The sequence below is a fragment of the Halovenus marina genome (genome assembly GCF_051414115.1).
Lineage (GTDB): Archaea > Halobacteriota > Halobacteria > Halobacteriales > Haloarculaceae > Halovenus > Halovenus marina.
Genome location: NZ_JBLKNZ010000001.1, coordinates 415,852 through 432,522 on the forward strand (window position 1 = coordinate 415,852; position 16,671 = coordinate 432,522).

General features: G+C 63.0%; 21 protein-coding genes. 11 read left to right on the forward strand and 10 right to left on the reverse strand.

Annotation, left to right across the window (positions count from 1 at the left end; translation table 11 throughout):
* Positions 1-33 precede the first annotated feature (33 nt).
* The 4 genes from ACMGFL_RS02095 to ACMGFL_RS02110 all read left to right on the forward strand — a co-directional run bounded on the left by ACMGFL_RS02095 (position 34) and on the right by ACMGFL_RS02110 (position 3,676).
* Positions 34-642: an undecaprenyl diphosphate synthase family protein gene (locus ACMGFL_RS02095; protein ID WP_436933878.1), complete on the forward strand. Its 609-nt coding sequence runs from the start codon at positions 34-36 to the stop codon at positions 640-642.
* A 120-nt stretch (positions 643-762) separates the two neighbouring features.
* Positions 763-2,064: an O-acetylhomoserine aminocarboxypropyltransferase/cysteine synthase family protein gene (locus ACMGFL_RS02100; protein ID WP_436933879.1), complete on the forward strand. Its 1,302-nt coding sequence runs from the start codon at positions 763-765 to the stop codon at positions 2,062-2,064.
* 34 nt (positions 2,065-2,098) lie between these two features.
* On the forward strand, positions 2,099-3,304 hold the full coding sequence (gene metX, locus ACMGFL_RS02105) for a homoserine O-acetyltransferase MetX (protein ID WP_436933880.1): 1,206 nt from the start codon (positions 2,099-2,101) through the stop codon (positions 3,302-3,304).
* 81 nt (positions 3,305-3,385) lie between these two features.
* A complete protein-coding gene (locus tag ACMGFL_RS02110; protein ID WP_436933881.1) occupies positions 3,386-3,676 on the forward strand; it encodes a DUF7130 family rubredoxin-like protein in 291 nt (96 codons plus the stop codon).
* 28 nt (positions 3,677-3,704) lie between these two features.
* Here the strand turns inward: ACMGFL_RS02110 and ACMGFL_RS02115 are convergent, their stop codons facing one another.
* Positions 3,705-4,148, reverse strand: coding sequence for a type II 3-dehydroquinate dehydratase (locus ACMGFL_RS02115; RefSeq protein WP_436933882.1), 444 nt, complete (start codon positions 4,146-4,148; stop codon positions 3,705-3,707).
* Positions 4,149-4,231: 83 nt separating this feature from the next.
* Here ACMGFL_RS02115 and ACMGFL_RS02120 point away from each other — a divergent pair, with 83 nt between their 5' ends.
* Positions 4,232-5,119 carry a ketopantoate reductase family protein gene (locus ACMGFL_RS02120; RefSeq protein WP_436933883.1) on the forward strand — a complete coding sequence of 296 codons (888 nt, stop codon included), beginning with the start codon at positions 4,232-4,234 and terminating at the stop codon, positions 5,117-5,119.
* Between the two features lie 100 nt (positions 5,120-5,219).
* Entirely contained in the window at positions 5,220-5,798 is a 579-nt protein-coding gene (locus ACMGFL_RS02125) for a sugar O-acetyltransferase (RefSeq protein ID WP_436933884.1), read from the forward strand.
* Here ACMGFL_RS02125 and ACMGFL_RS02130 read toward each other — a convergent pair.
* From ACMGFL_RS02130 to ACMGFL_RS02140, 3 genes are all read right to left on the reverse strand, one after another.
* Positions 5,795-6,169 (reverse strand): NifU family protein, encoded by a 375-nt coding sequence (locus ACMGFL_RS02130; RefSeq protein ID WP_436933885.1) that lies wholly within the window; start codon positions 6,167-6,169, stop codon positions 5,795-5,797. The two genes, ACMGFL_RS02125 and ACMGFL_RS02130, sit on opposite strands and share 4 nt — an antisense overlap.
* A 111-nt stretch (positions 6,170-6,280) precedes the next feature.
* Positions 6,281-6,625 (reverse strand): Ig-like domain-containing protein, encoded by a 345-nt coding sequence (locus ACMGFL_RS02135; RefSeq protein ID WP_436933886.1) that lies wholly within the window; start codon positions 6,623-6,625, stop codon positions 6,281-6,283.
* An 89-nt stretch (positions 6,626-6,714) separates the two neighbouring features.
* Positions 6,715-7,044 (reverse strand): DUF5783 family protein, encoded by a 330-nt coding sequence (locus ACMGFL_RS02140; RefSeq protein WP_436933887.1) that lies wholly within the window; start codon positions 7,042-7,044, stop codon positions 6,715-6,717.
* A gap of 120 nt (positions 7,045-7,164) precedes the next feature.
* On the opposite strand from ACMGFL_RS02140, the gene ACMGFL_RS02145 reads away from it, so the two are divergent.
* Complete coding sequence (locus ACMGFL_RS02145; protein WP_436933888.1) at positions 7,165-7,458, forward strand: Rieske (2Fe-2S) protein; 294 nt, start codon at positions 7,165-7,167, stop codon at positions 7,456-7,458.
* Positions 7,459-7,503: 45 nt separating this feature from the next.
* Here ACMGFL_RS02145 and ACMGFL_RS02150 read toward each other — a convergent pair whose 3' ends face one another.
* The 3 genes from ACMGFL_RS02150 to ACMGFL_RS02160 all read right to left on the reverse strand — a co-directional run bounded on the left by ACMGFL_RS02150 (position 7,504) and on the right by ACMGFL_RS02160 (position 8,818).
* Positions 7,504-8,136, reverse strand: a complete 633-nt coding sequence (locus ACMGFL_RS02150) for a DUF998 domain-containing protein (protein ID WP_436933889.1) — start codon at positions 8,134-8,136, stop codon at positions 7,504-7,506.
* A gap of 7 nt (positions 8,137-8,143) precedes the next feature.
* Positions 8,144-8,377: a hypothetical protein gene (locus ACMGFL_RS02155; protein WP_436933890.1), complete on the reverse strand. Its 234-nt coding sequence runs from the start codon at positions 8,375-8,377 to the stop codon at positions 8,144-8,146.
* Positions 8,378-8,581: 204 nt separating this feature from the next.
* Complete coding sequence (locus ACMGFL_RS02160; RefSeq protein ID WP_436933891.1) at positions 8,582-8,818, reverse strand: DUF4242 domain-containing protein; 237 nt, start codon at positions 8,816-8,818, stop codon at positions 8,582-8,584.
* 363 nt (positions 8,819-9,181) lie between these two features.
* Here ACMGFL_RS02160 and ACMGFL_RS02165 point away from each other — a divergent pair, with 363 nt between their 5' ends.
* Entirely contained in the window at positions 9,182-9,667 is a 486-nt protein-coding gene (locus ACMGFL_RS02165; RefSeq protein ID WP_436933892.1) for a COX15/CtaA family protein, read from the forward strand.
* A 166-nt stretch (positions 9,668-9,833) separates the two neighbouring features.
* Here the strand turns inward: ACMGFL_RS02165 and ACMGFL_RS02170 are convergent, their stop codons facing one another.
* From ACMGFL_RS02170 to ACMGFL_RS02180, 3 genes are all read right to left on the reverse strand, one after another.
* The gene (locus ACMGFL_RS02170) at positions 9,834-10,070 is read right to left on the reverse strand and encodes a DUF6199 family natural product biosynthesis protein (RefSeq protein WP_436933893.1); all 237 of its coding nucleotides are present in this window, start codon (positions 10,068-10,070) and stop codon (positions 9,834-9,836) included.
* The gene (locus ACMGFL_RS02175) at positions 10,071-10,925 is read right to left on the reverse strand and encodes a M48 family metallopeptidase (RefSeq protein ID WP_436936405.1); all 855 of its coding nucleotides are present in this window, start codon (positions 10,923-10,925) and stop codon (positions 10,071-10,073) included.
* An 87-nt stretch (positions 10,926-11,012) separates the two neighbouring features.
* Positions 11,013-12,512 (reverse strand): replication factor C large subunit, encoded by a 1,500-nt coding sequence (locus tag ACMGFL_RS02180; RefSeq protein ID WP_436933894.1) that lies wholly within the window; start codon positions 12,510-12,512, stop codon positions 11,013-11,015.
* A gap of 181 nt (positions 12,513-12,693) precedes the next feature.
* Between ACMGFL_RS02180 and katG the strand changes: the two genes are divergently transcribed.
* The 3 genes from katG (at position 12,694) to ACMGFL_RS02195 (ending at position 16,666) form a co-directional block, all read left to right on the forward strand.
* On the forward strand, positions 12,694-14,850 hold the full coding sequence (katG, locus tag ACMGFL_RS02185; protein WP_436933895.1) for a catalase/peroxidase HPI: 2,157 nt from the start codon (positions 12,694-12,696) through the stop codon (positions 14,848-14,850).
* Between the two features lie 96 nt (positions 14,851-14,946).
* Entirely contained in the window at positions 14,947-15,867 is a 921-nt protein-coding gene (locus ACMGFL_RS02190) for a sensor histidine kinase (RefSeq protein ID WP_436933896.1), read from the forward strand.
* 91 nt (positions 15,868-15,958) lie between these two features.
* Complete coding sequence (locus tag ACMGFL_RS02195) at positions 15,959-16,666, forward strand: helix-turn-helix domain-containing protein (RefSeq protein ID WP_436933897.1); 708 nt, start codon at positions 15,959-15,961, stop codon at positions 16,664-16,666.
* Positions 16,667-16,671: the final 5 nt, after the last annotated feature.

Below are 16,671 nucleotides of genomic sequence, written 5' to 3' on the forward strand. Positions count from 1 at the left end.
CGTGCATTTACTCCAGAATCGGTAACGGAGACTGTGGGCCTGTACGATACGTATCTCGCCACCCGTCTCCGCCTGTCCGACGCCGCTCTCCCCGAGACAGTGGCAGTTGTCATCACCGAACGGGACCTGCTGGAGGCGGGCGCGTACGACCGCCTCGCCTCGTTCTTTCGGTGGGCCTTCGAGTTCGACGCAACCCAGGTCGTCGTGTACGTGAGCGTGCTCGACCGGGAGGTCATCCCGACGCTCGAAGCCCAACTCGAATCCGTCGATACGCCCCGACCGATCGCAGTTCGGTCCCCGGAGGACGACAGCCGTGCGGACGCTCCCATCCAGGTGAGCATCGGCCTCGGCGGCAAACACGAGTTCGCAGCGGCAGTGCAGGACATCGCACACGATGTCGAAGCGGGCGTGCTCGACGCCGAGACGGTCACCGAGGAGGACATCGAGCGCCGTCTCATCTTCCCGGGCGCGCCGGATCTGGTGATCAAGACTGGGGCCGAACGCCTCTCGGATTTCATGATCTGGCAGTCGGTGTACTCCGAACTGTACTTCACCGACGTGAACTGGCGGAACCTCCGTCGACGCGATTACCTCCGCGCGCTTCGGGAGTACCAGGACCGAAAGCGCCGCTACGGGGAGTGACCGACCGACGGGCATCGCTGCTCGCCCGTCTCTACCAGCTGTGTGTGCCATGGTACCAGTCGTTGCGAGTTTTGCCGTAACTCGCGGTTATAGATGCCTGGAGATATATAACTTACAAACATGACCAGAGAGACGCCGGACGAGCGTGGCTTCGGGACACGCTGTGTCCACGCGGGACAGGAGGAGCCTGATCCGACGACAGGAGCGCGCGCGCCGCCGATCTATCAGACCTCTTCGTACGTGTTCGACGACGCGGACCACGCCGCGGACCTGTACGCGCTGGAGGCCGAGGACAACGTCTACTCGCGATTCGACAATCCGACGGTGTCGATGCTCGAACAGCGACTCGCGAGTCTGGAGGGGGCGAGCGCAGCGGTGGCGACCGGGTCGGGGATGGCAGCGCTCGACGCGGCCACCTCGATTCTCGCCGCCTCGGGGGACAACATCGTCTCTGCGGCCTCGATTTACGGCGGGACCCACTCCTACTTCACTAAGATGGCGACCCGTCGCGGTGTCGAACCGCGCTTCGTCGACACGCTCGACCCCGACGCGTACGCCGACGCTATCGACGACGACACCGCCTACGTCCACTGTGAGACCATCGGCAACCCGTCGCTCGTCACACCCGACTTCGAGGCCATCGCGACGGTTGCTCACGACCGCGGCGTCCCGCTGTTCGTCGACAACACCTTCGCCACACCAGCGCTGTGTCGCCCGCTCGAACACGGGGCCGACCTCGTCTGGGAGTCGACCACCAAGTGGATCCACGGGTCGGGGACGACCGTCGGCGGGGTCCTCGCCGCGGGCGGGTCTTTCCCGTGGGACGAGTACCCCGAGAAGTATCCCGAAATCGGTGGCGAGAACCCGGCGTTCGGGGGGAACTTCGTCGAGCGGTTCGGCGACCGAGCGTTTGCCGTCGCGGCCCGCCACCGGGCGCTTCGCAGTCTCGGGGACGGACAGAAGCCATTCGACGCGTGGGTGACGATGCAGGGCGCGGAGACGCTGTCGGTGCGGATGGAACGCCACTGCGAGAACGCCCTCTCCGTCGCCGACTTTCTCGCCGACCACCCACAGGTCTCGTGGGTCAACTACCCCGGACTGGCTAGCCACGAGACACACGACAACGCCAGCGAGTACCTCGATTGCGGCTTCGGGGGGATGGTGACTTTCGAACTCGAATCGGGCTTCGAGGGCGGGAAACGCCTCTGTGAGGAGACCGACATCGCGCAGTTTCTCGCGAACATCGGCGACGCCAAGACCCTGATCACCCATCCGGCGAGCACCACGCACGCGCAACTCTCCGAGGAGGAACAGCGCGCTTCCGGTGTGACTCCGGGGTTGATCCGCCTCTCGGTCGGCATCGAGGACGAGGCTGATATCGTCGCTGACTTAGAGAGTGCTATCGACGAGGTGAACCCATGACGAACCGGGAGACCCAACTCGAGGAGGTGAGTCCATGAAGGTCGAACACGACACCATCTCGCTGGGAGCCTTCGAGTTCGAGTGCGGCGAGTCGATCCCGGAACTCGACGTCGCCTACGAGGCCTACGGTGAGTTCACCGGCGAGAACGCGGTTCTGGTCTGTCACGCGCTGACCGGTAGCGCCCACGTCGCCGGACACGACCGCGGCGAGGGCACTGCCGGACAGGCCCGCGCGTGGTGGGACGACATCGTCGGCCCCGGCAAGGCAATCGACACCACCGAGTACTACGTCGTCTGCGTGAACGTGCCCGGGTCCTGCTACGGGACGACCGGCCCGAACTCCACGAACCCCGAGACCGGCGACCCCTACGGGACGGACTTCCCCGCCGTGACCGTCACCGACTGGACAGAGGTCCAGCGACTCCTGCTCGACGAACTCGGCGTCCCGCATCTGCGCGCGGTCGTCGGGGGCAGCGTCGGCGGCATGAACGCTCTGGAGTGGGCGAAGCGCCACCCCGACCACGTGGAGACGATCATCCCCATCGCCGCCGCGGCGCGGCTCGACCCGCAGTGTCTCGCGCTCGATGGGATCGCTCGCCGTGCGATCACGACCGACCCCAACTGGCAGGGCGGCCACTACTACGGCGACGACCACCCTGACGACGGACTCGGTATCGCCAGACAGATCGGTCACGTCATGTATCTCTCCAAGGAGTCGATGGAACGGCGCTTCGGCCGCCGTGCTGCTGGCCGGGACGCGACCCGTTCGTTCCCCGCCGACAGAGCGGCCAACTTCTTTCCCTACCGGGACGTGGAGTCGTATCTAGACTATCAGGCCGAGAAGTTCGTCGAGCGCTTCGACGCCAACACCTATCTGTATCTGACGCGAGCGATGGACAACTACGACCTCTCGCAGGGCTTCGAGGACGACGCCGACGCGCTCGCGGCCTTCGATGGCGAAGCCCTCGTCATGTCCTTCACCGCTGACTGGCATTTCACCACTGCCCAGGCAGAGTCACTTGCCGAGTCGATGCGTGCGGCCGACGTGCAGGTCGCCCACCACGTCGTCGAATCCGACCACGGCCACGATGCGTTTCTTGTCGAACCGGACAACGTTGGCCCGCCGCTGTCGGACTTCCTCGCCGACGGCGTCGATGGCACCGCAGTCACCGACACAGACGAGGATTTCGAGCCCGAAAGTGAGTTCGCGCCGGTCCACACGAGCCTCTTTTCGAGCTGAACTGTGGGTAGACACTCCTATCGGCCTGTGTGGTATTCTGTAGCGCACATTTATGTTAGTCTGACTCGAAGATAGATTGATATGAGCGAACAACAGCCAGACGACCGACTCGACCTCGGTCAGACCGTATACGACGCGGACGGCACGGAACTCGGGACAGTCAGAGGCTTCGACCAGAACGGCTTCTACGTCTCCGCGACGACGGAGGCAGCAGTGATGCCGTCGGTCGATTCGGCGGGATCGAAATCGGCGGAGGCGCTGATGTGGCGCTGCTGGGAGTGTGGCGAGATGGGGCAACTCTCGGAGATGCCCGAATCCTGTCCCACCTGTGGCGCGCCGAAAGAGGAGATCTACTACTGGCAGGAGGACTGATCTCGCTGGGAACCGGCACGCTTGACCGTCAGTTCTGCGCGTCCGTGAGTTCTCGGTGAATCGCTCGCAGACCCAGTTCGTAACTGGTCGCGCCGAATCCTGAAATCTGCCCGACACACACTGGTGCAATAACTGACCGGCCGCGCCACTCCAGTTCCTCGCCGCGACTGTCGATGTTCGAGATGTGGGCCTCCACGACCGGATAGTCGACGCGGCTGACGGCGTCCCGTAGCGCGGCGGCGTAGTGAGTCAGTCCTGCGGGATTCAACACGACACCATCCGCGTCCGTGTCGTGAATCCAGTCGATCAGGTCGCCCTCGTGGTTCGTCTGCTGTAGCTTCCAGTCGACGGCAAGCTCGTCTGCTGTGTGTTCGATCGTCTCTCGGATCGCCTCGTTTGTCGTCGCGTAGTACTCGTCCGAGCGAGCACCGATGTCGTCCAGATTCGGGCCGTTGTAGATGTCGATTCGCATCCTGTCGGGGCTTCCGTCCACGCCGGATTAACAGTTTGCACAGAAGGAGACAGCTATACTTACACGGAGACTGAAATCGCGGTATGGACATCTGCGTGTTCGGGGCGGGCAGTCTCGGAAGCCTGCTCGGAGGACTGCTCGCGCGCGAACACGACGTGACGCTGGTCGGACGTGACCCCCACGTCGCGGCTATCGAGCGTGACGGACTCCGCGTGACGGGCGCGTTCGACCTGAAACGGGCCCCCGAAGCGGCCACCGAACCGCGGTCGGCAGACCTCGCTGTCGTCGCTGTCAAGGCCTACGACACCCCCGAGGCCGCACGGGCGCTCTCGACGTTCGAGTACGACGCCGTCCTGTCGGTCCAGAACGGGATGGGAAACGAGGCGACGCTCGCGGCGGGACTCTCGTGTCCCGTGCTCGCTGGCACTTGCACCTACGGTGCGCGACTGAGCAACCCCGGCGTCGTCGAGTGTACCGGCGTCGGCACGGTGACACTCGGACCCCGAGTGGGCGGCGACTCAGCGGTCGCAACCCGCGTCGGGCAGGCCTTCGAGCAGGCAGGGATCGATACCGTCGTCGCTGACGACATGCCCCGCCGTCTCTGGGAGAAACTCGCCGTCAACGCCGCGATCAACCCCACGACTGCGCTCGCTCGCGTCGAAAATAGGGCGACACGTGAGGCCCCACTCCGCGAGACTGCCACGGCCGTCGCACACGAAACTGCCCGCGTCGCCGGACAGCAGGGGATCGACCTCGACCCGACCGAAACCGCTGACCGCGTCTTCGCTGTCGCTGATGCTACCGCCGAGAATACGTCCTCGATGTTGCAGGACGTGCAGGCCGAGCGACGGACCGAAATCGACGCGATCAACGGCTATGTCGTCGAGCAGGCCGACCGGCTGGTTCCGGTCACCGAGACGCTCACGAGACTGGTCCGTGGCTGGGAGCGGGCGCGTGGGCTACGCGAGTGAGAGATGCGGCCGCCGAGCCAAGCGTCACAGTCGCTGAAAGCGAACCCAAGCAGGAAAGTACCCTCCCAGAGACAGCGAACACACACGAGGCCTTCGAGGAATGACCACCGAACGAGAGAAGATGCGACGCGGGGAGCGATACGACCCGAGCGACCCCGAACTCACGGCCGACCGACGCGACGCACGCGAGATGCTGCGATCGTACAACCAGACAGCACCGGACGCGTCCGAAGACCGGTCACGACTCCTCGCTGAACTGTTTGGGTCTGTCGGCGGGGAGTGTCACATCGAACCCCCGTTTCGCTGTGACTACGGCTACAACATACATGTCGGCGACCACTTCTACGCCAACTTCGACTGTGTGCTGCTCGACGTGTGTCCAGTCCGGATCGGTGACCACTGTTCGCTCGGCCCGGGCGTCCATATCTACACCGCGACACACGCGCTCGACCCCGAGGTGCGGTCCGGACCACGAGAACATGGGATGCCCGTCGAGATCGGTGACCGGGTCTGGATCGGTGGTCGCGCGGTGGTCAATCCCGGAGTAGCGATCGGTGACGACGCGGTAGTCGCGTCGGGTGCGGTCGTGACAGCGGACGTTCCGGCGGGGACACTCGTCGGTGGGAATCCTGCCGAAGTGATCCGCGAGATAGAGACCGGACCGCAGTCAGAGCGCTAGAACGGGGCCTGCGGGCCTTCGTCGTCGTCGGTTTCCTCGCCCATCTCACCGGGGAAGGATGGACTCATGCCGCCTTCGGCACCGCCAGCCATGCCTTCCTGTCCGCCCATCCCCGTCATGGCGTTGACCTGGTCGATTTCGGGGATCTCCTTGGTCATTCGGGTCTTGATCGCCTGAATCGTCATCGGTGAGATGCCACAGCCGGAACAGGCACCGCCAAGCTGGATGGTGACGCTGCCCTCCTCGCGGTTGAGGTCCTGGATTGCGGCGCTGCCGCCGTGCATCTGGATCTGCGGGAAGTTCCGGCGCAGGAAGTTCGTGATACGCTCGCGGAGTTCGTCGTCTGGGTCCTGTTCGGTGTCCGTGCTCATCGTGTCCTGTTGTAGGCAGTCAGCGGGCTTAGGCTTTGGGTCTTTTCCCGGGCATGTTCGAACCCGCGCCCGAGCGCAGTCGCGGCGCTCAGCGAAGTACTGCCAGCAGTATCAGCAGTACAGCCCTTGCGTGACGCTCACGGTTCCATTCCCGATCTCGACGAGTGCTGTCTTCTCGGGACCCGGACCGATTCGGCAGGTAGCTCGCTCGCGACGCTGACTGTCCAACTCCACGATGACGTCGTATTCGCCCGGACCCAGTCGGTCGACTTCGCATTCGGTCTTGCCCGGCGTGAGCGCGTACCTGCTCGCGAAGACGATGCCGTCGCCGTCGCGAACCCGAACGGTCAGGTGGTTGGTCCGGGTCGTGTCGAAGTTGCGAATGAACAGATCCGCACTCGCTACTGCGGTCGGTTCCTGTCTCGCTGTCGCGTCGGTCAGGTGTCCGTCGGTCATATGAACGACTTCGCGGGGAATCGCCATATCAATAGCCCAGACTCAAATCCCCGTTTGACCCACGGCAGGGAGACTGATCGTGGAGCAATTCAGCCCTCGAACCCGAACACAGACTGCAGTTCGGATTCGAGTTCGGCGACGTATTGGTCGAGGACGGCGTCGAGTTTCTCCTCGTCGACGACCACCGCAGTCAGTCGCTCGCTCGGGTTTTCGGGGAGTTCGATTCGAAACTCGCCGTCGCCCTCGTAGAAGGGTTCGCTCTCGGCCAGCAGTTGCTGGTCGATGGCGTGGACGAGTTCCGAGTCGTAGCTGTCGTTCATCGTCTCGAAGGCCTGTCTGTAGGCCTGCTGTAGCTGCGGGAAGTAGTGTTCGTACTTGTCCTCGAACTTCTCGGCGAACTCGTCGGTGGGTGCGCTCATCGTACTCTTGCCGACGCTTCGGTGTCCAGCGGTATAACGACATATATTCGGAGATTCGCACTCCACCAACCGCTCGCGCCGTTTCAGGGGATGTTTATCCGCGCCGCCGCTACGACAGACATGAGCGTTCAGATCGGCCCGGAATCGCTACTGGAGGAAGACCCACAGGTCGTGACAGTGGAGGGAAGCCGGTACATCCTCAACGAGTTAGACGACGGCACGGTCGTGCTGTACTCGACGGTGTGTCAGCATCAGGGCGGGCGCGTCATGGTCAGAGAGGACGTGTTTCGCTGTCCCACCCATCGCTGGGAGTACGACCCCGAGACGGGGGAGTGTCTCACCGAGGACGCCTGCCTCCCACGCACGACGCTCCGACGGGAGGACGGACACCTGGTCGGGTCACTGCCCGACTGACAAAGTGGGTATCCTCCGTTCAGGGCCTGTCCACGCTGTCTCAGGTCAGGGCGGCACCTCGTCGAGCAACCGACGCGCAACCGTGACAGCCCAGATGCCGAAGGTCAGCGAGGCGACCATCTCGGGAACGGCGAACCACTCGCTCGAATCGGACGTCTGCGCGAAGAGAATCCAGCCACCCCACGCAAGCACGTGGACGAATCCCAGTGCGATCGACTGGCGACCAAGCCGCGCGTCTCCGGCCCGAATCCGGCCAGCACCGTACAGCCAGTGGGTGATCGGTGCGCCGATGAAAAAGAGCATGGCGACGGGGCCGTGCGGGTCGCGGGGGAGATAGAAGACCCCGACAAGTCCGAGTCCGACGACGCTGACGAGAAACGTACCGGTACCCAGGCGTTCGAGGCGGTTGCGTGCCCGTCGCCAGAGCGGCCACGCGAACGCAATTCCGGCAAGCCCGCCAGCGACGAGTCCGCCGTTGAACAGCCAGAACGTGGACGCCTCCCGCCGACCGAGATCAGAGAGCGCGTACTCCGCCCACGTGAACTCCGTGGGCGCGGCGACGAGTGTCGCCAGCCAGACACAGCCGAGTGCGACCACCGGCGCGAGGATGCCACACCAGACTGCGATCCGGTCGAGCGACGGCGTTCGACGGTGTGGTGGGGATATTGATCGGCTCATCGGCGCGTTATCTGGTCGTTCGCTGGCTCTGTTTCTGTGGGATGTACACCGTGATCACAAAGACAAAGAGCAGGCCGAGAATGCCCGCAAAGACGAGATAGACGGCCACGCTGAGTCCGGTGAGCACCTCGACGATCAGGGACAGATCCCGAAGCGACGGCTGTGTCACGCTCACCTCGACGTACAGCAGGATGGCGACACAGACGACGAGTACCACGTCGAACAGGTCCCGGACCTCCATTACCGTGCTGTCTGGTCCCCAGCGGCATATAGCTTGATACAGCAAGGGAGTCATCCAACGATTCGCATATTCTAGCGTTTGATACTCCCGAATCACTCATTACAGATGGTGTAGCGCACAATCTGACTGAATGGTGTCAGAGACTGCGTGCATGATCCAGAGAAACCCCCCTTCTAGTTGTCAACTGTCGGTGTTTCCGGAGATTCACTCGCGCTGTTCGACTTCGAATATTTCGTCTGCAGTGAGACCGTGGGCTTCTTTGTGAACTTTCTCACCCGCTTCTTTGCTGGGTCCCTCAAAGAGGCAAAAGACGGCACCCTCGTCTTCATCCACCCAATAATTCAAGTATTCCACGCCGTGTTTCTCCTGGGTTTCGAGATCTTTTTTGTGGGCTTCTACAACATCCTCAACGCTTGCATCGACATCCCTATGAACGTCCATATAGAGTGGCATGGTACATATTGCTGTAGGAGATACCCACCGTTAGTTATTGAGGGCTATTTTACGGTACGATGAACTTATTCGGGCGGCGAAACGTCGGTATAGATTCGTCGGAGACTCTGCAATCGGTACCGACGAAACACCACGTTCCCTTGCGATCCAACCGCTAGGTATGTGCTTACTGAATCTGTGATTTGTTCCCAACGAGGATGAACTTGATTCGATTGTGTCCTGTTATGACTCTCTGATAATGCAGTCGCATACTGGATTCTCGACAAAACGTCTCACAAAATCGAGCGAACGGTTTTCAGTTTGTAGGAACAGATGGAGCCATTAATAGGCGCACAGTCCTGAGAGCGGAACATGGGATCCCGGTTTCGCCACTATCTGGCGGTGACGACAGTGAGCGCGTTCTTTCTGATCTTGCTCGGCGTCTACACGGGCAAGGTCGGCGCTGGCCTCGCGTGCGACGGACGCTGGCCGTTCTGTGACGGCTGGATGGGGCTGTTCCCGGCGACGTGGCCGAGTTTCGTCGAGTGGTTCCACCGTCTCGTCGCGATGGTCGTCGGCTTCATGATCCTCGGGGCTGGCATCGTCGCGTGGCGCGGTGACTACGACCGCCGCATCCGCTACACGCTCGTGATTGCAGTCGTGATGCTTCCAGTCCAGATCCTCTTTGGCGCAAACACCGTCCTCAACTTCGGCATCACTGCCTCGATGGCCCATCAGATCGCCGCACAGCTCATCTTCGGCTCGCTCGTCGTCGCGACGACAGTCGCCTACGTGACCCACGGGGAGTCCGAAAACGGCGGCACGAAAACAACTGGCACGGTTCAGGCCGACGACTGATACTGTCGGCTGTACGTGCGTAAAAATATTCGCCACCCCGGGTGGCGAATTATTTTCGAGATGGTACAGCCGACAGTATGAGACGCGCTGTGTGGCGTTTTCTGCTACCGATTCGTTCGTTCAGCCACGGATCCAACGACACGAATGTGAGTGGTCGACAGTGTGGTCAGGCGTACGTCTGATATGCGATCAACGCAGCGACAGCGAGACACGCAACGCCGACGGCGCGAACGACCCACGCCCACCGGTCGGGGATCGCCTGGTCGGAGCCGTACTCGCCGCGCCGTCGGCGGTGCGGGCCGACGAACACGGACAGTTGAAGCGCCGTTCGCGGTGCGACGATCAGCGCAAGCCCGAACAGGACACCGAGGACGACTGCGAGGAGTTCACGGAGACCGGACATCTACGATCGGAGCCGCTGAATGCGCTTTTCCATCGGTGGGTGTGTGGAGACAATCTTCCGGAGCAGCCCGCTGTCGGGGCTGGAGATGCAGAGCGCACTCACCTGCTGGTCGATGTTCGTATCGCGGCGTCGGTCGTCGCGACTCCGGCGGTGCGTTGCGTTCTGGGCCGACACTTGGGCCTGCTGGTTGCCCTGGTCGATTTTCTCCAGCGCACGAGCGAGTGGTTCGCCCCGCCCGATGACCTCCTTGGCGTCGGCGTCGGCAACGTACTCGCGGTACCGGGAGATTGCGAGCACGAACAGCATCACGAAAAACTGCACGAGGTTACCGACGACGATGGCGAGAAAGAAGTCCGCGATGTCGTTCTCGCCGGTGAACAGCACGGCGTACTGCGCGACGATGGCGACGATCGAGGCGATGCCCTGTCCGAGTTGCATCGTGACGACGTCGCGGTTGTCGATGTGTGCGATCTCGTGTGCGATGACGCCTTCGAGTTCCTCGCGGTCGAGTAACTGGATGAGTTCACGCGAGATGACGACGGTGCCGTTGCCGCGGCGACCGACAGCAAACGCGTTCGGGACGCCCATCTCGGCGATTTTCAGCGACGGCTTCGTCAGGTCCTTGTCGCGACAGACCTGCTCGACGAACTGGTGGATCTGTGGATACTCCGTCTCGGACAGGTCCTCGGCACCGACGCTGCGGAGGGCGGCCCACTTGCCGATCTTGTACTGAATGCCGACGAGGAGGATACTACCGACGATGGCGATCGGGAGCACGCCCTGACCGAACACCACCATCGCTGCGGCGACTGCCACGAGATAGAATCCCGCGAGTATGCCGCCGACCACAGCCATCCGTATTTTGAGGCCAAAATGTCTCATAGCGGGCAATACGACGCTGAAGACACAAAAATGGATCCGTCTCCCCTGACGGGATACCTGCTACATAAAATCCGATAGACCGGCCTGTTCGTCGGACTCGGCTTGTTTTGCTCGTTCGTCCGATTCGGATTGGTCGTCTGTGTCTTCGTCTGTGCCCGTCTGGTCGGTCGCGGATTCGTCGGCAGACGCGTCAGAGCCGTCAGATGGGGCGTCGTCAGTTCGCTCCCCGTCTGTCTCACCAGTCCCGGAACTCGCCCCCTCGAAGGCACCCTGTGAGGCTTCGACGGACTGCTCTTCGCGCATCTGTTCGGCGTCCTCGACGATGGACTGTACCTTGTTCGTCGTCTCGCCGCTGCCGGTCACGAAGGAGACGTGGTCGGCGTCGAGTTCGTACCGCGCCGCCATCGCCACCGTTAGCTCGCGGTTCTTGCAGTGATGGGTCAACAGGCGGAGATGGGGCAGAATCTCCCGTCTGGCGGTGCTCATGCTCGTTCCGTTCGTCTCTGCGATCTGTCGGGCGATGTAATCGCGTTTCTCCCGCGTGGCTCGCGAACTGCCGAGTTTCGACCAGTAACTCGGCGGGCCGTAGCGCGTCCACCCACCCTTTGGCTCTCGGCGGGCCGCAGCGACGCCCGCGGTCATGTTGTCGGCGGCGTAGCGCCAGTATGCGTAGTTCTGCGTGGCGCGCGTCCGCCCGAGCCAGCGGTCGGCGTTGGCGAGGAAGTCGTAGGCGACTCGGAGTTCCTCCCCCTCGTAGTCTTTGGGCATGTTGTCCTCGATCCAGTTGATGAGGTCGTCGGGCGTCTCGTCGACGTCGTAACTCGATTCGAGCGCCTCCTGTGCCCCGGCCTCCTTGATGACGCTATCGAGAAAGTCGAAGATGCCCTCGGTGCGGTCGCGCTCGCCGGTCACCACGTCCTCGGCCGCGAGGCTGTCACGGCCCTCACCGAGCGCCTGCAGGTCCTTGATCGCCCCCCGGAGGTCGCCGCTGTTCATCTCCGCGATGCGGTCGAGCGCCTCGTCCTCGAACTCGATGCCCTCCTTCCGGCAGATGTCTCGGAGCACGGGCACGATAGAGCGCTTCGAGACGGGGCGAAACTCGACGTCCTGACAGGCGTTTCGCAGCCCGTTTGCCATGTCGTAGTACTCGTTTGCGATGAGGATCATCGGCTGATTCGCCTCCTTGACGAGGCTGGTGATGGCGCGGCTGCCGCCGCGGTCGGCGTTGCCGTGGACGTTGTCTGCCTCGTCTAAGATGACCAGACGGCGGTTCGACCCGCCCGTGAGTGTCGCGCTCTTTGCGGCTTCGCCCGCGACCCGCTCGATGACGTCTTTCGTCCGTGAGTCAGAGGCGTTGAGTTCGATCGTCGGCCAGCCCTTGTCGGCAGCCAGCGCGTGTGCGGCCGATGTCTTCCCGACGCCTGGCGGGCCGTGGAGGATGACCGCCTCGCGATGGCTGTCCCACGAATCGGCCCACTCACGCACCGCGTCGCGGGCGCTGTCGTTGCCCCGAACCTCCGACAGCGACGACGGGCGGTATCGCTCGGTCCAATCGCTCATTAGCGGATGCAGGCGGGTCACGAATAAAGCGATTGTGGACGCGCGACCGATCGCTCGATACTGTCATACTGAACCGACAAATTTCCCTTCAGCGTTTTCCTCGCCAGCGTTCTGTTCAGAACCAAACACGACCGTTCTCCGCAACGGACAGGCTTAAGACGATAACGCCGTAGCCTGGGATATGACCTGGTCCAATCAGGACTGGTGGCCGAATCTACTGCGACTGGACATTCTCGACGACAACGCTCGAACCCTCAGCCCCTACGGCGAGGACTTCGATTACGCAGACGAGTTCCAGAAACTCGACCTCGAGGAAGTGAAAGCAGACATTCGGGAGGTAATGATGAGCCCTCAGGAGTGGTGGCCAGCCGACTACGGCACCTACGGGCCGCTCTTTATCCGGATGGCGTGGCACAGCGCCGGGACGTACCGAACCGCCGACGGACGCGCCGGTGCCTCGGGCGGTCTCCAGCGTCTCCCGCCGGAGAGCAGTTGGCCGGACAACGTGAACCTCGACAAGGCACGCCGCCTGCTCCAGCCTGTCAAGCAAAAGTACGGTCGCAAACTCTCGTGGGCCGACCTGATCGTACTCGCCGGAAACGTCGCACTGGAGACGATGGGTTTCGAGACGTACGGCTTCGCTGGCGGCCGCGATGACGAGTACAAGTCCAACGAGGCGACAGAGTGGGGTCCCGAAACAGAGTTCGAGACGACCTCCCCTGACCGCTACGTCGAGGGGGAGGCAGGCAACCTCAAGGACCCGCTCGCGAACACCGTGATGGGTCTCATCTACGTCAACCCCGAGGGGCCCGACGGTGAACCAGACGTGGAGGGATCCGCGAAGAACATCCGCGAGGAGTTCGAGCGCATGGCGATGAACGACAAGGAGACTGTGGCGCTCATCGCTGGCGGTCACACCTTCGGGAAGGTCCACGGTGCTGACGACCCGGACGAACATCTCGGCCCCGAACCCGAGGCGGCACCCATCGAGGAGCAGGGCCTCGGCTGGGACCACGACTTCGACGAAAAGCCTGGGATGATCACCAGCGGCATCGAGGGGCCGTGGAACGACACGCCAACGCAGTGGGATATGGGCTACGTCGACAACCTGCTGGGACACGACTGGACCTCGGTCAAGGGGCCCGGCGGTGCCTGGCAGTGGCGACCGGTCGGCGACGACATCGACTACGCGCCGGGCGCACAGGACCCCTCGGAGACAGAACAGCCGATGATGCTGACGACGGACGTCGCCCTGAAACACGACGACGACTACCGCGAGGTGCTGGAGCAGTTCCAGGAGAACCCCGAAGAGTTCCAGCAGGCGTTCGCACGAGCGTGGTACAAACTGCTCCACCGCGACATGGGTCCGCCCGAGCGGTATCTCGGCCCGGAGGTGCCCGACGAGACGGTGATCTGGCAGGACCCGCTACCCGACGTTGACTACGACCTGATCGGCGACGAAGAGGTCGACGAACTCAAGGAGACGATCCTCGATTCGGACCTGACCGTCTCGCAACTGGCCAAGACGGCGTGGGCGTCGGCGTCGACGTACCGCGAGAGCGACAAGCGCGGCGGCGCGAACGGCGCTCGGATCCGGCTCGAACCCCAGCGAAGTTGGGAGGTCAACGAACCCGCGGAACTGGAGACGGTTCTGGAGACGCTGGAGGGGATTCAGGCGGCGTTCAACGACTCCCAGTCCGGCGACCGGAGAGTTTCGCTGGCCGACCTGGTCGTGCTGGGCGGGAACGCGGCCGTCGAGCAGGCAGCGGCCGAGGCTGGCTACGACGTCGAATTGCCCTTCGAACCGGGCCGCACAGACGCCACGCAGGAGCAGACCGACGTCGAGTCCTTCGAGGTACTCGAACCGAAAGTCGACGGCTTCCGGAACTATCTCGGCGGCGAGTACGAGGACGACCTGTACGACTCCCTCGAAGAGCGGATGGTCGACAAGGCGGAACTGCTGAACCTGACCGTCCCCGAGATGACCGTGCTGGTCGGCGGCATGCGCGCGCTGGGTGCGACCTACGGTGATTCCGACCGCGGTATCCTCACCGACCGACCGGGCGCGCTGACCAACGACTTCTTCGTGAACCTGCTCGATATGGACTACGAGTGGGAGGCTGTCGACGAAGAAGGAGAACACTTCGAGATTCGCGACCGCGACACCGGCGACGTCGAGTGGGAAGCCACTCGCTTCGACCTCATCTTCGGGTCGAACGCCCGCCTTCGCGCCGTCGCAGATGTCTACGGTGCCGCCGACGGAGAGGAAAAACTCGTCCACGACTTCGTGGACGCGTGGCACAAAGTGATGCGCAACGACCGCTTCGATCTGGCGTAACTCGGCCGGGAAGACCAGTACAGTTCTCCCTGTCCTTTCCGCTCGGACGACCGCTTCTTGCAGCACACTTACACTTCTGTGCCGTCATGTCTTTGTATGGAACAGACGGGTCCCAAGCCGCTCTCCCCGCGCACAGCGCTCGGCGTGTACTTGGCCTTTGGCGTCCTCTGGATCGTGGTCACCGACTGGCTCGTGGTTGCGATGCTGGAGACGCCAGAGACGATCACGACGGTACAGACGGTGAAGGGGTGGGTGTTCGTCGGGCTTTCGGGACTCGTGGTGTTCGGTCTGACGACGCTTCGCCAGCGCGACATTCGCCGGTCACGGGAGCGACTCCACCGTGTGAGCCAGCAGTTGCAGGTCCTCCAGCGGGTGTTCAGGCACAACATCCGCAACGACATCACGGTGATCCGCGGGCATCTCGACCTCGAACGATCTGCAGAGCGGGGGGCGGATCTCGACAAAGCGGCCCAGCGAACTGAAGCGGTTGCGACACTGAGTAACAAGATGCAGGTCGTCAGCGACGTCGACATCGTCGAGACGGACCACAGTCGCGTCGATCTGGTCTCCATCGCGACCGATGCGATCACCGCGGTCGAACGGGGGTACCCCGATGCGAACATCTCGCTCGACGCGCCAGACCGGGCCGAGATATACGGGGACGAAGTGTTGCGCCACGCGATCAGCGAACTGATCGAGAACGCGATCAAACACAACTCAGCCCCGCCCGAGGAGTGTGATGTTCGCGTCGAGATAACCACGCGAAACGACGAAGTGACGCTCTCGGTGAGCGACAACGGTCCGGCGATTCCCGACCACGAAATCGAACCGCTGCGTGCCGACCAGGAGACGAAGCTCTCACACACGAGCGGCGTCGGTCTCTGGATCGCAAAGTGGCTGTGTGAGTACTGTCGCGGCAGCATCTCCTTCGAGACCGACGACGGGACGACCGCTCGCCTCACGTTCGATGTCGCTGACGACCCCGCGGGGATCACACGGGCCGTCTCCGCTTTGTAAGTCGCGTCGTCGGGTGTGCTCCTTCGGTGTTCGGTGTGTGTCAGCCCAGTTTCCGATACGTTTTTGCCGTGGAGATGAGTCGGACAGACACATGTCACGCGGGCCACGGGCGGAACTCGCCGAGAAGATCGCAGGCGAGGTCGTGCTCAGCGACGACCCCGGGGCGACACTCCGGAAGTGGCGCACGGACTTCGAGATTGCACAGACCGACCTTGCGGACGCGCTCGACGTCTCCCCCTCGGTGGTCTCTGACTACGAGAGCGGCCGCCGGGGAAATCCGGGGATCGAGGTCGTTCGCCGGACGGTCGCGGCGTTGCTCGACATCGACGAACAGCGCGGCGGCACGCACATCCGCCAGTACACTCGCGTTCTCTCCGCCGGATTCGACAGCGAGGTCGTCCACGACCTCCGGGAGTACGGGGCTACGATCCCGACACAGCGGTTCTATCGCGCGATAGACGCCACGGAACTGGTCTCCGGAACGCACGACACCATCGCCGGTCACACCGTCATCGACAGCATCGAGGTGATCCGTCGGCTCTCCAGCGACGAGTTCTACGACCTGTACGGGGAGAGTACGAACCGCGCGCTCGTGTTCACGAACGTCACCCGCGGGGAGTCGCCGCTGGTCGCGCTCCGAGTCGTCAAGCCGACCCCCCACGCCGTCGTCTTGCACGGCATCGAACCCGACGACGTCTGGGAGCACGCGACGGATCTTGCCCGCATCGAGGGCTTTTCGCTCGCGGTCACCTCGGCCGACTTAGAGGAGATGCTCGACGGGTTGCGGGAACTGCCCTGACCGGG